11 protein-coding genes and 1 pseudogene are annotated in these 14,241 nt (G+C 74.5%); 7 read left to right on the top strand and 5 right to left on the bottom strand.

The features are described 5' to 3' along the window. Positions 1–84: 84 nt before the first annotated feature. Genes QE401_RS02070 through QE401_RS02060 form a run of 3 tightly spaced genes read right to left on the bottom strand, consistent with a single transcriptional unit; the run spans position 85 to position 3,735 of the window. The gene (locus QE401_RS02070) at positions 85–672 is read right to left on the bottom strand and encodes a PqiC family protein (RefSeq protein ID WP_307136597.1); all 588 of its coding nucleotides are present in this window, start codon (positions 670–672) and stop codon (positions 85–87) included. 14 nt (positions 673–686) lie between these two features. After that, a complete protein-coding gene (locus QE401_RS02065) occupies positions 687–2,357 on the bottom strand; it encodes a PqiB family protein (RefSeq protein WP_307136596.1) in 1,671 nt (556 codons plus the stop codon). Further along, positions 2,350–3,735, bottom strand: coding sequence for a paraquat-inducible protein A (locus QE401_RS02060; protein WP_307136595.1), 1,386 nt, complete (start codon positions 3,733–3,735; stop codon positions 2,350–2,352). The genes QE401_RS02065 and QE401_RS02060 overlap by 8 nt, the downstream gene beginning before the upstream one ends. On the opposite strand from QE401_RS02060, the pseudogene QE401_RS23055 reads away from it, so the two are divergent. The 5 genes and pseudogenes from QE401_RS23055 to QE401_RS02040 form a co-directional block, all read left to right on the top strand. After that, positions 3,734–4,384: pseudogene (locus QE401_RS23055) on the top strand (MaoC family dehydratase); the annotation flags it as partial. The gene QE401_RS02060 and the pseudogene QE401_RS23055 overlap by 2 nt on opposite strands. A 226-nt stretch (positions 4,385–4,610) precedes the next feature. After that, positions 4,611–5,450, top strand: coding sequence for a phosphate acetyltransferase (locus tag QE401_RS23050; RefSeq protein WP_475638065.1), 840 nt, complete (start codon positions 4,611–4,613; stop codon positions 5,448–5,450). Further along, positions 5,447–6,628: an acetate/propionate family kinase gene (locus tag QE401_RS02050; RefSeq protein ID WP_307136594.1), complete on the top strand. Its 1,182-nt coding sequence runs from the start codon at positions 5,447–5,449 to the stop codon at positions 6,626–6,628. The genes QE401_RS23050 and QE401_RS02050 overlap by 4 nt, the downstream gene beginning before the upstream one ends. Positions 6,629–6,696: 68 nt before the next feature. Continuing rightward, positions 6,697–7,611 carry a 3'-5' exonuclease gene (locus tag QE401_RS02045; protein WP_307136593.1) on the top strand — a complete coding sequence of 305 codons (915 nt, stop codon included), beginning with the start codon at positions 6,697–6,699 and terminating at the stop codon, positions 7,609–7,611. A gap of 67 nt (positions 7,612–7,678) precedes the next feature. Beyond that, positions 7,679–9,364: a HAMP domain-containing methyl-accepting chemotaxis protein gene (locus QE401_RS02040; RefSeq protein WP_307136592.1), complete on the top strand. Its 1,686-nt coding sequence runs from the start codon at positions 7,679–7,681 to the stop codon at positions 9,362–9,364. Between the two features lie 171 nt (positions 9,365–9,535). Here QE401_RS02040 and QE401_RS02035 read toward each other — a convergent pair whose 3' ends face one another. Together QE401_RS02035 and QE401_RS02030 are read right to left on the bottom strand one after the other, a co-directional pair. Then, the gene (locus tag QE401_RS02035) at positions 9,536–10,093 is read right to left on the bottom strand and encodes a hypothetical protein (RefSeq protein ID WP_307136591.1); all 558 of its coding nucleotides are present in this window, start codon (positions 10,091–10,093) and stop codon (positions 9,536–9,538) included. Positions 10,094–10,247: 154 nt separating this feature from the next. Further along, positions 10,248–10,481 (bottom strand): hypothetical protein, encoded by a 234-nt coding sequence (locus QE401_RS02030; protein ID WP_307136590.1) that lies wholly within the window; start codon positions 10,479–10,481, stop codon positions 10,248–10,250. A 217-nt stretch (positions 10,482–10,698) separates the two neighbouring features. On the opposite strand from QE401_RS02030, the gene QE401_RS02025 reads away from it, so the two are divergent. Both QE401_RS02025 and QE401_RS02020 read left to right on the top strand, forming a co-directional pair. Further along, complete coding sequence (locus tag QE401_RS02025; protein ID WP_307136589.1) at positions 10,699–11,718, top strand: Bug family tripartite tricarboxylate transporter substrate binding protein; 1,020 nt, start codon at positions 10,699–10,701, stop codon at positions 11,716–11,718. Positions 11,719–11,838: 120 nt separating this feature from the next. After that, positions 11,839–14,136: an HWE histidine kinase domain-containing protein gene (locus QE401_RS02020; RefSeq protein WP_307136588.1), complete on the top strand. Its 2,298-nt coding sequence runs from the start codon at positions 11,839–11,841 to the stop codon at positions 14,134–14,136. The last annotated feature ends 105 nt before the right edge of the window (positions 14,137–14,241 follow it).

Here is a 14,241-nt window from a genome sequence, read left to right as displayed (position 1 = left end):
GAAGAGCGGCGCGGCGATCGAGGGGATCGCCGCGCCGAAACTGAAAAACGCCCCGCGCGACAACGGAGCGCGGAACTGAAAAAATCAGGCGCGGCGGAGCAGCTCGGCCAGCGCATCGGCCAGCAGGGCGAGCGCCTGGCTCATCGCCATCGCCAGCGCATCCGTGTCGCTGCCGGCCAGCGGCACCGTCTCGCGCAGGCTGCGCAGCACCGGCCTGGCATTGCCGCCGAGCCGGCGCGCCGCCAGCTGCGCCTCGATCACCACGCGGCCTTCGGCATCCTCCTCGAACCGGGCGATCTCGGCCTCGGCCTGGGCCTCGGGCACGGCGGTCAGCGCGCTGCCCTCGGCCAGGATGCCGCTGCCCGGCAGGCGCTGGCGCAGATTCTCGGCGGTGATGCGGGTCACCATCTCGCCCAGCGGCTCGGCCCAGCGCGCGCCGGAGACCAGCGCCACCCGCGCGCCGCCGCCGCCGCGGGTGATCTCCGAGCGGTCGAGATAGCGGGCCAGGCCGATGCGGCGCAGCTCGATCAGCGGCGCCGCGCCGCCCTGTGCCGGGCCGGGCCGGGCGGTCAGCCGGTAATAGCGCGGCTCGGGCGAGGCGCAGGCGGCCAGCGGCAGCAGTGCCAGCAGGCCGAGGCGGCGGCGGGAGAAAGCGGGGTGCGGGGCGGTCATGCGGTCTCCCATGCTCATTCGCGGCGGCCGCGGATCAGCGCCTCGGGGTGGCGCTCCAGGAAATCGGCCAGCAGCCGCACCGAACGCGCGGTGTCGGAAAGCTGCTGCAGCGTGCGGTCGATCTGCCGGTTCACCTGCGAATCCCCGCCATAGCCGCGCTCGATCGAGGCGATGGCGCTGCGCGCGCTGCGCACCGTCTGGTCGAGATTGTTGGCGATCTCGGGCAGGCGGCGCAGCAGCGGCGTCAGGCCGCCATCGGCCTTGCGCACCAGCTCCTCCACCCCGGCCAGCGCGCCGGCCAGGTTCTCCAGCGATTGCCGCAGCGCCGGGCTGGAGGCGACACCGTTCACCGCCGCCAGGGCGCCATTGAGGTTGCGGCCGATCTCGTCGAGCGGGAAGCGCTCCAGCTTGCCGGCGACGGCGCTGACCGCGGCCATGATGTCGTCGCCATCGCCGCCCGAGCTCGGCAGCACGATCATCTCGCCCTCGACATGCAGCCGCACCGGCGGCGCCTCGGGCACCATCTCGGCCGAGAGCACCTTCTGCCCGGTCAGCAGATTGCCGCTGCGCAGCACGAAGCGCATGCCCTGGTCGACCAGGTGCTGCGCCATCGCCATCACCTCCAGCTGCGGCCGCCCGGCGGGGAAGGCGATGCGGCTGGGCTCGATGGCGATGCGTACCGGCACGCGGAAACGCTCGGTGTCGCGGTCATAGGCCAGCTCGACGCGGGTGACGCTGCCGATGCGGATGCCGCGCAGCTCCACCGGCGCGCCCGGCGACAGGCCGCGCACCGAGCCCTCCAGATAGACCAGGAATTCCAGCCGGTCGGGCGAGGTGGCGGTGCGCGCCGCCTCGGCGCTCTCGAACAGGAAATAGGTGGTCTCGGGCGGGGCGACGGGCTTGTCATGCTCCTCGCGCGGGGTGTCGAAGGCGATGCCGCCGGCCAGCACCGCCTGCAGGCTCTCGATCTCCAGCTTCACCCCGTCGCCGCCGAAGCTCAGATTGGCGCCGGAGGTGTTCCAGAAGCGCGAGCCGCCGCGCAGATAGCCGTCATAGGGGGCGCGGATGAAGATGCGCAGATTGGTCGGCCCATCCAGCGCCGGCGGGTCATAGGCCAGCACCTCGCCCACCGGCACGTCGCGGAAGAACACCGGCGAGCCCTGGCTGAGCGCGCCGAGCCTTGGCGCGCGCAGCGTCACCACGCGCCCCGGCTCGCCGGCGCGCACGCCGGGCGGGTCGTCCAGGCCGCGGAACTCGTCGCGCCGCTCGGCCTCGCGCGGGCCGGGGTCGAACTCGATATAGGCGCCGGAGACGATGGTCTCGATGCCGGAGAGATTGCCGGCCGAGAGCCGCGGCCGCACCACCCAGAAGCGCGCCGGCTCGGTCAGCCGGTCGGCGATGTCGCGGGTCATGCGCACCGAGACATCGACCCCGTCCAGCTCCCCGGTCAGGCGGATCGCCTCCACCGTGCCGACGGTGACGGATTTGTAGCGCACCTGGGTCTGCCCGGCGGAGAGCCCGTCGGCGCTGGCGAAGCGGATGGTCACCAGCGGCCCGCGCGTGTTGTAGGTGCTGTAGCCGAGATAGATCGCGATGGCGGCGGCGGCCAGCGGGATCAGCCAGATCCAGGAGAAATGGCGGCGCCGCGGCTGCGCCTCGACGATCTCGGGTTCGATCTCAGGCATCGGTCGCGCTGTGTCCGGTGGCAAGGCTAGGGGCGGGGGCGGCGTCGGGGAGGCGGCGCTGCGGGCTCGGGGCGGCGGCGGCGTTCTGCCCGGCGGCGTCCCACATCAGCCGGGGGTCGAAGGCCTCGGCCGCCAGCATGGTCAGGATGACGACGGCGCCGAAGCAGGCGGCGCCGATCTCGGCATTGATCGAGGCCAGCACGCCGAAGCGCACCAGCGCGATCAGCACGGCGACGACAAAGACATCGATCATCGACCAGCGGCCCAGCACCTCGATGATGCGGTAGAGCCGGGTGCGGCCGGCCAGCCGCCAGGCGGAGCGGCGCCGCACGCAGACCAGCATGACGGCGAGGCCGACCAGCTTCAGCATCGGCACCGCCACGCTGGCCAGGAAGACGATCAGGCCGAGCGGCCAGAAGCCGGTTTCGACGAATTCCACCACGCCGCCCAGGATGGTGTGCGGCCCGCCCTGGCCCAGGGTGACGATGGTCATCACCGGATAGTAGTTGGCCGGGACGTAGAGGATGGCGGCGGCGATGATCAGCGCCCAGGCGCGCTGCAGGCTGCGCGGCTTGCGCGGATGCAGGGGCGTGCCGCAGCGCTCGCAGGGATCGCCCGGCCGCGCCGGCGCCACGCGGTGGCAGCAATGGCAGGCGATCGGCGCCTCGCCCGCCGCGCCGCGCGCCGGCCGGCCGGCCGGCAGGCGCTGCGCCGCGTGGCGGCGATGCGGCGCGCGCAGCAGCCCGCGCGCTTCCATGGCGTCCCAGGCCGCCTGCGGCTCGAAGGCCGCATCCGCCGCCACCATGGCCAGCACCACCGCGCCCAGGCTGTACACCGCCGGGCCGAACTCGACCTCGGCCAGATCGGCCAGCCTTGTGTAGGAGACCAGCGCGCCGAACAGGAACACCTCCAGCATGCTCCAGGCCGCCAGCCGCTCATGCGCGCGCAGCAGCAGGGGCAGCCAGGGCGGCGGGTGGCGCAGCGACAGCCCGCCGAGCACCGCCAGCCGCAGGCTCAGCCGCAGCAGCGGCACCAGCACGATGGTGGCGACCAGCAGCGCCGCCAGCAGCCACAGCCCGTCATGCGCGAAGGCATAGGCGCCGCTCTCGACATGGCTGACCCGCATCTGGCCCAGCAGGCGCAGCGTCAGGAAGGGGGTGGTCAGGGTGACGATGCAGAAGATCAGCGCCGTCATGGCCAGCGCCAGCGGCGTCACCAGCGGGCTTTCGCGGTGCCGGCGCAGCACCGCGTCGCAGCGCGGGCAGCGCCAGTCGACGCCGGGCTCGGCATGGCTCAGCCGCACCGTCAGCCCGCAATCATCGCATTGCCGCAGCCGCAGCGCCGTGCCGGCGGGCAGCGGCGGGGCGCCGCCGCTCATGCGCGGCCGCGCCGGCGGGGGCCGGTCGGTCGGGCGGGGCGGCTGGGGCGGGGGCGAGGGGTCATGGTGGGGGAGCAACGTCGCGAAGGGGCAAAGGGCGGCACGGCCGTGGCGCAAGGTTCCCGGCGGCCGGGATGACATTCCCGTCAACGCCTTGCCGCGTTGCGGAAGGCTGGCAAAGCGCATTGCGGCGGCCGCGTCAATTCACAAACCGACTGTTCGGTTTAATGTTGCGCCGCCCGCCGCCGGGGGGTGCCCGGCGGGGCGGGGAGCCCCTATCCTGCCCCGGCACGCTGCATGGAGGCTCCGCATGACGGCCGAGCTCGTCGCCAACCGCCCCTTCGCCGAGATCGCCCCGGGCGACAGCGCCAGCCTGACGCGGCGCATCACCCAGCAGGATATCGAGCTCTATGCGGCGCTGACCGGCGATTCCAACCCGACGCATCTGGCGACGCCGGAGGGCGAGCAGAACGGCCCGCGCCCGACCGCGCACAGCATGCTGGGCGCGGCCCTGGTCTCCGCCCTGCTCGGCACGCAGCTTCCCGGCGCCGGCACGGTCTATGCGGGGCAGACGCTGCGCTTCCTCTCCCCCGTCCAGGCGGGGGATGAGCTGACGGTGCGCATCGCCGTGCGCGACAAGCAGGAGACGGGGCGGCTGGTGCGGCTGGAGTGCCAGGGCACCAACCAGCGCGGCGAGACGGTGTTCGAGGGGCTGGCCGAGGTCCGCGCCCCCGCCGAGAAGCTTTTCTTCCCGTTGCGCGAAGCGCCGGAGCTGATGCTGCACCGGCATTCGCATTACGGACGGCTGATCGCCCGCTGCGAGGGCCAGGCGCCGGTGGCCCTGCGCCGTCGCGCATCCCTGCGACGAGGCCTCGCTGGCCGGTGCGCTGGAGGCGGCGGGGCAGGGGCTGATCCGCCCGCTGCTGGTCGGGCCCGAGGCGCGCATCCGCGAGATTGCTTCACGCGCCGGGCTCGACCTCGGCGACCTGCCGGTGATCGACACGCCGCACAGCCATGCCTCCGCCGCCCGCGCCGTCGCCCTGGTGCGGGAGGGCCGGGCGGAGCTGCTGATGAAGGGCAGCCTGCACACCGACGAGCTGATGTCCGCCGTGGTGGCGCGCGAGGCCGGGCTGCGCACCGAGCGCCGCATCTCGCATGTCTTCATCATGGATGTGCCGAGCTATCCGGAGCCGCTCTTCATCACCGACGCCGCCATCAACATCCAGCCGGACCTGGCGACCAAGGCGGACATCATCCGCAACGCCATCGATCTGCATCACGGGCTCGGCCTCGGCACGCCCAGGGTCGCCATCCTCTCGGCGGTGGAGACGGTCAATCCGCGCCTGCCCGGCACGCTGGATGCGGCGGCGCTGTGCAAGATGGCCGATCGCGGCCAGATCCAGGGCGGCGTGCTGGACGGGCCGCTGGCGCTGGACAATGCCATCAGCCCGGCGGCGGCGCGCATCAAGGGCATCGCCTCCGAGGTCGCCGGCCGCGCCCAGATGCTGGTGGTGCCAGATCTCGAGGCCGGCAACATGCTGGCCAAGAATCTGAGCTTTCTGTCCGGGGCCGATGCCGCCGGCATCGTGCTGGGGGCGCGGGTGCCGATCGTGCTGACCAGCCGCGCCGACAACCAGCGCACGCGCCTCGCCTCCTGCGCCGTCGCCGCCCTCTATGCGCGGCACCTCGCGGCGCGGCTTGGGGGCGTGGCATGAGCGGCCGCGCCATCCTGGTGCTGAATGCCGGCAGCTCCAGCATCAAGTTCCAGCTCTATGACGAGGCCGGCGGCGCGCTCCACCGCCGCTTCAAGGGGCGGCTGGAGGGCATCGGCACCGCGCATCCGCGGCTGCTGGCCTGGGGCGCGGCCGATGCGGCGCTGGAGGACCTCGCCCTCGACCCGGCCCGCACCGCCGATGGCGAGGCGGCGCAGGCGGTGCTGGGGGGCTGGATCGCCGAGCATATGGGCGGGCCGCCGGATGCGGTCGGCCACCGCGTGGTGCATGGCGGCGGGCGCTTCACCGGCCCCGTGCTGGTCGATGATGCGGTGCTGGCCGAGCTGACCGCGCTGGTGCCGCTGGCACCGCTGCACCAGCCGCACAATCTGGCGCCGATCCGCTCGGTACGCGCCCGGCGACCGGAACTGCCGCAGGTGGCCTGTTTCGACACCGCCTTCCACGCCACCATGCCGGAGCTGGCGCGCCGCTTCGCCATCCCGGCGGCGCTGCATGCCGAGGGGGTGCGGCGCTACGGCTTCCACGGCCTGTCCTACGAATACATTGCTTCCCGCCTGCCGGAGCTGGCGCCGGAGATCGCCGGCGGCCGTGTCGTGGTGCTGCATCTGGGCTCGGGCGCCTCGGCCTGCGCCATGCGGGCCGGGCGCTCGGTGGAGAGCACCATGGGCTTCACCGCGCTGGACGGGCTGCCCATGGGCACCCGCCCCGGTCTGCTGGATGCCGGGGTGGTGCTCTACCTGGCGCAGCAGGGCCGCAGCGCCGCCGAGATCGAGCAAATCCTCTATCATGAGAGCGGGCTGCGCGGATTGTCCGGCCTGTCCGGCGATGTGCGCGACCTGCTGGCCAGCGAGGCGCCCTCGGCGCGGCTGGCGCTGGAGTATTTCGCCTATCGCACGGCGCAATCCATCGCCGGCCTGGCCTCCGCGCTGGGCGGGCTGGACGGGCTGGTCTTCACCGCCGGGGTGGGGGAGAACGCGGCGCCGGTGCGCGCCATGATCGCCGCGCGCTGCGCCTGGCTCGGCATCGCACTCGACCCGGCGGCCAATGACGCGCATGCGCCGCGCATCCACGCCGCGGGCAGCCTGCCGGTGCACATCATCCCCACCAATGAGGAGCGCATGGTGGCCCGCCATGTGCTGGATGTGCTGGGGCCCGGCTGAGAGACCGGGAAAAATGTTCCCGTTCTGATCCCGTAGCCCCGGGCTTCGCGCTGCGGCATGCCTCGGCCATGCCGCTCGACGCCCAGCAGACCCCGGACCCCGAAGCGCTGGAGGCGATGGCCGCGGCGCTGGAGGCCAGCGGCGAATACCGCGTGCTGCGCCGCATCGCCCCGCGCCCCGCCCTGCCGGTGCCGCCCGACACGCCGACCCGGCTCGGCCTGGTGCTGGATGTCGAGACCACCGGCCTCGACCATGGCCAGGACGAGATCATCGAGCTGGCCATGCTGCCCTTCACCTATGGGCTGGACGGCACGCTCTATGCGGTGGGCGAGGCGTTCAGCCGGCTGCGCCAGCCCTCCCGGCCGATCCCGCCCGAGGTGACGGCGCTGACCGGCCTGTCGGACGCCATGGTGGCCGGTCACAGCTTCACCGCCGCGGAGGTCGCCGCCTTCATCGAACCGGCGGCGCTGGTCATCGCCCACAATGCCGGCTTCGACCGCCGCTTCGCCGAGGCCTTCTGCCCCGGCTTCGCCGCCAAGCCCTGGGCCTGCTCGCTGCATGGCATCGACTGGGCGGCGGAGGGGTTCGAGGGGCGGCGCCTCGGCGACCTCGCCGCCCGGCACGGGCTGTTCTTCGATGGCCACCGCGCCGTGCATGACTGCCAGGCGACGCTGGAGATCCTGGCCCGGAAGCTGCCGCGCAGCGGCGTGCCGGCCCTGGCCCGGCTGCTGGAGGCGGCGCGCCGGCCGAGCTGGCGCATCTGGGCCGAGGGCGCGCCCTTCGCCGCCAAGGACCGGCTGAAGGCGCGCGGCTATCGCTGGAACGGCGAGTCGAATGGCCGCCCCCGCGCCTGGTATATCGAGGTGGCGGAAGACCAGCTGGAGGCCGAGACCGCCTTCCTGCGCGAGGAGGTCTATGCCGGCGAGGTGGAGCTGCCGATGCGCCGCCTGACCGCGCTGGAGCGGTTTTCCGAGCGCGGCTGAAGGCGGTAACAAAGCATTAGGCTTTGGGGATCACGCCTCCGTGATAACCAACAGCAGAAATGCCACCATGCGTACCATGCTTGGACGCCTTCGCCTGCGCAGCAAGCTGCTCGGCGCCTTCGGCCTTCTCATCCTTCTCACCGCCGGGCTCGGCGGCGCCGGGCTGCTGCAGCTGCGGGCCGTGAACGAGAATCTGCGGGAGGTGCACAGCAACTGGCTGCCCTCGATCCGCGCCATCGGCCAGCTGCAATACACGGTCAGCCGCGAGCGCACCCGCGCCGCCCGCTATATCGGCACCGGCGACCCCGCCACCCGCGCCCAGGTGCTGCGCGAGGTGCAGCAGATCAGCGAGGAGGTGGAGCGCCGCTTCGCCGAGAACGAGACGCTGCTGAGCACCCCGGCGGAGCGCGAGATCTTCGACCGCACCCGCATCGCCTATCGCCGCTACCGCGAGGGGCTGCAGCCGATCATGGCGGCGCCGGCGGATGACGAGGCGGCGATGCGCGCCTTCAACGGCCCCTCCGCCCTGGCGATCCGCGACGTCTTCAACCTGCTCGACGAGCTGAGCGCGGTGAACAGCCGCGGCGCCGATGAGGAGGCCACCGAGGCCGCCGCCGCCTATCGGCGGAGCCTGTGGATCACCGGGCTCAGCCTGCTGCTGGCGGTCGGCACCGGCCTCGCCGCCGCGCTGTGGCTGGACCGGCACATCGCCGCCAGCACCGCCGCGCTGGCCGCCGCCATGCGCCGCCTGGCGCAGCGCGACTACGGCTTCGCGCTGGCGGGGCGCGAGCGCGGCGACGAGATCGGCGACATCGCCCGCGCCGTGGAGGAATGCCGCGACGGGCTGCGCCGCGCCGACGCCCTGGCCGAGGAGCAGGCGCGCGAGCGCGCCGCGCGTGAGCGCCGCGCCGAGACCCTGGCGACGCTGGTGCGCGAATTCGAGGCCAGGGTGGGCGACGCCGTCGGCATCGTCTCCGCCGCCGCCACCGAGCTGGAGGCCACCGCGCGCTCCATGTCCGGCACGGCGGAGGACACGATGCGCCAGGCCAATGCGGTTTCCGACGCCGCGCAGCAGGCCAGCGGCGGGGTGCAGACGGTCGCCTCGGCGGCCGAGGAGCTGGCCGCCTCGATCGGCGAGATCAGCCGCCAGGTCAGCCAGGCCACCAGCGTCTCCGGCCAGGCGGTGGAGCGGGCGCGCGAGACCGACGCGACGGTGCGCATCCTCTCCGAAGGCGCCGGCAAGATCGGCGAGGTGGTGGAGCTGATCACCTCCATCGCCGCGCAGACCAACCTGCTGGCGCTGAACGCGACGATCGAGGCGGCCCGCGCCGGCGAGGCCGGCAAGGGCTTCGCCGTGGTGGCCTCCGAGGTGAAGAACCTGGCCAGCCAGACCAGCCGCGCCACCGACGAGATCGGCGCCCAGATCGGCCAGATCCAGGCGGCGACGCAGCAGGCGGTCCAGGCCATCAGCGGCATCGCCGCCACCATCGAGGAGGTCAGCCGCATCACCATGGCGATCGCCGCTGCGGTGGAGGAGCAGAGCGCCGCCACCAGCGAGATCGCCCGCACCGTGCAGCAGACCGCGCGCGCGACCGAGGTGGTGACGCTGAACATCGCCACCGTCAGCAGCGGCGCCAGCCATACCGGCGCCGCCTCGACCCAGGTGCTGGCCTCGGCCACCGATCTGTCGCGCCAGGCGGAGCAGCTGACGCGGACGGTGGACGGCTTCGTCACCGGCGTCCGCGCCGCCTGATTCTCTCGGTTGGGTGGCGACGCTGTCGCCGCTTGATGCTGTCGGTTGGGCGGCGACGCTGTCGCCGCCCGGGGCGGGTGGGCAGGGCAGGCCCGGCCGATGCCCGGCCTGACGGGGGCAGGGCGGCGTCGCCGCCGCCCCTGACCGGGCGCCGCGCCCGGCCGCTCGGCCTCAGTGGCGGCGCTGCTGCTCGAGGCGGCGCCGCTCCTCCTCGATGCGCCGGCGCTCGCGCTCCACCTGGCGGCGCTGCGCCTCCACCTCCTGGCGCTGCCGCTGCCGCTCGATCTCCTGCCGCGCCCGCTCGCTGTCCTGGCGGTGCCGCTCCAGCATGCGGCGCCGTTCCTCCTCCTGCCGGCGCTCGGCCGCCTCGCGGTGCCGGTGCCATTGCTCGCGCTCGCGGCGCTCGGCCTCCGCCGCGTGGCGCCGGCGCTCCTCGTCCTGGCGGCGGCCTTCCTCCCAGCGGCGGCGCTCCGCCTCCTGCCGCTGGCGCTCGGCCTCCTCCTGCTGGCGCTGGCCCTCGCGCCATTGCCGGCGCTGTTCCTCCTCCTGGCGGCGGCCTTCCTCGGCGGCGCGGCGCTGCATCTCCTCCCAGCGCCGCTGCTCCTCTTCCTGCTGGCGCTGCGCCTCGCCCGGCCAGGGCTGCGCGGCAGCCGGGGCGGCGGCGCCGCAGGCCAGGCCGAGGGCCAGCAGCGGCAGCAGGCGGCGGGGCAGGGCGGATCGGTCGGTCATGGCGGCTCCTCGGCTTCCTCCGGCGGCGGCGCCCGCATCCGCCGGGCGGCCGCACCGGCCTGAACGCGGCCGGGCGGGATGCGTTCCCGGCCCGGCCGCCCGACGATCAATGCCGCAGAAACAGCCTTTTCTGTGGCCCCGCTATGGCGCCGGCTCAGCCGGGCGACGCCGCCTCGTCATCCTCGGCGGGTGCGATCAGCGCCATCAGCTGCGCCACCCGGCCCGAGGGCAAGGGGCGGCCGGCATTGACCAGCGCCTCGTCATTCTGCGCCCAGGCCCAGGCCTCGGCCAGCTCCTCGCGGCTGGCGCCGCTGCGCAGGAGCTCGGCCATCATGGTCTCGTCGACCGGGCCCAGAATGGCGGTGATGTCCTTCGAAGTCAGGGTCATGGCGTCCTTCCTTCCGATGGCGTCTCGAGGGGCGAAGCCTCCCCGCCCCGCATCTGGGAAGCCCCAGCGCCGCGCTCCAGCGGCCGGCCGGCGCTGCCCAGGCGATTGGCATGCTGATTGCTGTGACGCAACGGTTCCCGCGCCCGTGGCCCGCCACATGCGCAGGACGCCGAAAAATCAGGCAACAGCACCGCCTTCGACCGCTGGGAGCATTAACATGAGGCAATTTCGCCCCGTTCCGCGCCGCCACCTGCTCGGCCTCGCCGCCGCCGCCCTGGCGCCCCTCGCCGCGCCCAGCCTGGCGCGCGCCCAGGCCGGCGCCCAGCCCGGCGCCTGGCCGAGCCGCGGCTCCATCCGCCTGATCGCCCAGTTCCCGCCCGGCGGGCTGGTCGACACGGTCGGCCGGCTGATGGCGCCCGCGCTCTCCCAGGCGCTGGGCCAGACGGTGGTGGTGGAGAACCGCGCCGGCGCCGGCGGCGTCATCGGCACCGACTATGTCTCCAAGCAGCCGGCCGATGGCTACACGCTGCTGGTCAGCCACGCCTCGGTGCATGTCTTCTCGGCCGCCACCATGCCGAGCCTGCCCTTCGACCCGGTCACCGACTTCACCCATATCGGCATGCTGGTCGAGGCGCCCAACGTCCTGATGGTGCGCGCCGACAGTCCGTTCCGCACGCTGGAGGACTACCTGGCCGCGGCGCGCAGCCGGCCGGTGCATTACGGCTCCTCCGGCATCGGCTCCGCCCCGCATCTGCTGGGCGCCATGATGTCGCATGAGGCGCGGCTGCCCAATCTGGAGCATGTGCCCTATCGCGGCAGCGCCCCGGCGCTGCAGGACCTGATGGCCGGGCAGATCGAGAGCATGTTCGACCCCATCACCACCAATGTGCAGATGATGAAGGACGGCACGCTGCGCTGCCTCGGCGTCTCCTCCCCCGCGCGGCTGCCCGCCTTCCCGAATGTGCCGACCTTCGCCGAGCAGGGCTTCGCGCAGCTGACCTCGGCGCAATGGCTCGGCCTCTCGGCGCCGCGCAACCTGCCGGCGCCGATCGCCGAGCGGCTGACCGGCCTGGTCCCCGCCCTGATGGCGCGGCCCGAGCTGCGCCAGCGGCTGGAGGAGCTGCAGACCCTGCCGCGCAGCACGCCGGTGCTGGGCAGCGACTTCACCGCGCTGATGCGCGAGCAGATCGCAAGCTGGACGGCGGTGGCTCGGCAGTTCAACATTGTCGTGACCTGAGGCCCCGGCGCGGCCGCGGGCGGGGAAGGGAGCATCGCGGCGGCCCTGGTCATGGATGGCAATGACGCGTCTCGCCCGCAGGCCGCCACCGGCGCTGCGCCTGCGGGGCCAGGGCCGGCCGTGACGGAGGCCGCCCCGGCCCTGCCGAACGTCGCCCCCCGCCCGCCCGGCGCCCCTCCCTGGCGGCCCGGCCTGCGCAGCGTGCTGGCCGCCGCCTTTGGCGGGCTCGGCCTGCTGGCCGCGCTGGCCTCCTCCTGGGCGGCGGGGGAGATGGCGAATCGCCGGCTGCGCGCCGATATCGGCGCCGAGCTGGCCGCCATCGCCGAGCGCACCGCCGACCTGCTGGATCGCGGCCTGCATGACCGGCTGCGCGAGATCCGCATGGCGGCGACGCTGGAGCCGCTGCGCGACCCGGAATCCCGCCCGGCGCAGCGGCGCGAGCTGCTGGCCTGGCTGCAGCACACCTATCCCGAATACGCCATCCTGCTGTTCATCAGCGCCGAGGGGCGGGTGCTGGAGACCAGCCGCGGCGTGCTGGAGGGCAGCGACGTCGCGCATCGCGACTATTTCCGCGCCGCCCGCGACGGGCCGCTGCTGGTCGATGTGCACGACGCCATCCTGATGAGCCCGCTGCTCGGCCGCTCGGCCGAGAATCCGGCGCGCTTCGTCGATGTCGCCGCCCCGGTGGTGGACGAGGCCGGCAAGCTGCGCGGCGTGCTGGCGGCGCATCTCTACTGGGAATGGGCCGAGGATATCGAACGGCATGTGATGGCCACCGTGCTGCAGCGCCATCCGGGGGCGGAGGCGCTGCTGCTCTCGGCCGAGGGGCAGGTGCTGATCGGCCCGCCCGCGCTGCGCCAGGCGCGGCTGCCGGCGCTGGCCCCGGGCGCCGCCGCCGAGCTGGCCGCCGGGCGCGGCGGCAGCCGGGTGGAGCAGAGCCTGTCGCCGCGCGGCGAGCCGGAGCGCTATCTGGTGGGCTATGCCCCCACCCGCGGCTGGCGCGGCACCTCCGGCCTGGGCTGGCAGGTGCTGGTGCGCCGCCCGGCCGGCGCCGCCTTCGCCCCGGCCGGCGCCCTGGCGCGGGAGGTGATGCTGTGGGGGCTCGGGGCCGCGGCGCTGGCGGCGCTGCTGGGCTGGCAACTGGCCGGCATCATCAGCGCGCCACTGGCGCGGCTGGGCCGCGCCGCCGCGGCGCTGGAGCGCGACCCGGCCGCGGCGCCCCTGCCGCCGGTCGGCGGCCCGCGCGAGGTGGCGGCGCTCTCCGCCGCCCTGTCCGGCCTGGTGCAGGCGGTGCGCAGCCGCGAGGCGGCGCTGCACCGCGGCGCCGCCCGGCTGCGCCTGGCGACCGAGGGCGCCGGCATCGGCGCCTGGGAATACGACCCCGAGGCCGGCATCAGCCTGCGCTCGCCCCGGCATGACGCGATCTTCGGCCTGGCCCCCGGCGCGCCCTGGAGCCCGGCCCGCCTCCTGCGCCAGGTGGCGCCGGAGGAGCGCGGCGCGGTGCTGGCGGTGCTGCGCGAGGCCGGGCGGCAGGCCGCCGAATGGCAGCTGCAATGCCGCATCCGCCGCGTCGATGACGGGGCGGAGCGCTGGGTGGCGCTGCGCGGCGCGCCGCTGCGTGACGCCTGCGGCATGCCGCGGGGCGCCCACCGCCAGGCCGGCATCGTCGAGGACGTCACCGAGCGCCGCCGCACCGAGCGGGCGCTCGAGCTGCTGGTGCGCGAGCTGGACCACCGGGTGAAGAACCAGTTCGCCGTCTTCGACAGCCTGGTGCAGTTCACCGCCCGCACCGCCGCCGACACCGCCTCGATGGCGGCGACGCTGCGCGGCCGGGTGCGGGCGCTGGGCGCCGCGCATGACCTGGTGCGCGAGGCCGCCGGCAGCGGCGTGGCGCGCGGCCTGCGCCCGACCCGGCTGGATTTGCTGGTGCAGGCGGTGCTCGGCCCCTTCGGCACCGCCCCGCCGGTGCCGGCCGGCCCGGCCGGGCCGGCGGCGGAGGCCGCGGCGGTGACGGGGCCGGAGACGGCGCCAGGGACGGGGCCAGGGATGGGGGCGGAGGCCGGCGAGGGCCGGGTGCGGCTGTCCGGGCCGGCGGTGGAGATCGGCCCGGCCGCCGCCGCCGCCCTGGCCCTGGCGCTGCACGAGCTGGCCACCAACGCGGCGCGCCACGGCGCGTTGTCGCGCCCGCAGGGACGGGTGGCGATCGCCTGGGAGGTGCCGCCCGGCCTGCTGCGGCTGCGCTGGGTGGAAAGCGGCGGGCCGCCGGTCTCCGGGCCGCCGGCGCGACAGGGCTTCGGCACCACCCTGGTGCGGCAGACGCTGTGCGGCCAGCTGGGCGGCCAGCTCAGCCTCGACTGGAGCCGGCCCGAGGGGCTGTTGGTGCGCATCGAGCTGCCGGCCGACCGCCTGCCCGGCTGAGCCGGTCTTCCGCCCCGCTCGCGCCGCCGCGATTTGCGGCACCGCATTGCTTCCCCTGGCGCCGCCGCGCCGCCTAGCCTGAGCCGTGTCCGTTCCGTGAATCGG

It is taken from the genome of Pseudoroseomonas cervicalis, assembly GCF_030818485.1.
GTDB lineage: Bacteria > Pseudomonadota > Alphaproteobacteria > Acetobacterales > Acetobacteraceae > Pseudoroseomonas > Pseudoroseomonas cervicalis_A.
Note: the sequence above shows the minus strand (reverse complement) of the source record. Positions and strands in the feature narration are given on the sequence as shown.